Below are 1,036 nucleotides of genomic sequence, written 5' to 3' on the forward strand. Positions count from 1 at the left end.
CAAATAAAAGGGGGAATTAAAAAATGGCTCTTACGGGTGTGCAAATATTTAAAAAATTACCACAAACAAATTGTAAGGAATGTAACTTTCCAACCTGCCTTGCCTTTGCGATGGCATTAGCCTCGGCTAAAACCGAGATTGAGAAATGTCCTTATGTCTCAGAGGATGTTAAATCTGAATTAGCAGAAGCCTCTGCTCCTCCAATACGCGGGGTAAAAATTGGCTCAGGTGAGACCGCAATTACGATTGGTGAAGAAACCGTCCTTTTCCGCCATGAAAAACGGTTTGAACATCCAACCGCCTTTGGAGTTCTAATCACGGATGAAGAAAATGAAACAGAGATAACAAGGAAGATAAAGGCATTAAATGAAACGAAATATCTACGCGTTGGAGTAGAATTAAAACCCGAATTAGCCGCTTTGAAAAATACCTCTAAAAATAAAGAAACATTTATGAAATTAGTTAATACCGCCAGAGATTCAGTCAGCGGTTGTCTGATGCTGATGAGTGAAGATGTGGAGATATTAGGAGAGGCGGCAAGATTATGTAAGGATAAAAGACCAATTCTTTATGCGGCGACATCAGATAATTATCAAAAAGTCGCACAGATTAGCAAGGAAAATAATTGTCCGATTGTTGCCAGAGGAAATGGTCTGGAAGAACTGGCGACACTCACAGATAATTTAGTCAAAACCGGGATTAAGGATATAGTCTTAGATTCAAATCCATCAACCTTAAAACAGGCTTATGAAGACCAGATATTCACTCGCAGGCTTTCATTACTTAAAGCCTTTCGTCCCTTAGGATTTCCAACAATTGCTTTTCCTTGTGAGATGGCGGATAATCTAATGGAGGAAAGTCTAATCGGCACAGTGTTTATCTCAAAATACGCCGGGATAGTGATTTTTTCAGATATTCAACCTCACCACATGTTACCTCTTTTAGTCTATCGCTTAAATCTCTTTACCGACCCACAACGACCATTGACGATGGATGAAGGAATCTACGAATTTGGCAATCCGGATGCGAATTCTCC

Annotated in this window: 1 protein-coding gene; it reads left to right on the forward strand. The window is 39.8% G+C overall.

The genetic code is table 11. The features are described from left to right. Positions 1-23: 23 nt before the first annotated feature. Positions 24-1,036 (forward strand): acetyl-CoA decarbonylase/synthase complex subunit gamma (acsC, locus tag AB1422_19625; GenBank protein MEW6621512.1); only part of this gene is annotated, 1,013 nt, incomplete at its 3' end.

It is taken from the genome of bacterium, from assembly GCA_040757115.1.
Classification (GTDB): Bacteria; UBA9089; CG2-30-40-21; order CG2-30-40-21; family SBAY01; genus JBFLXS01.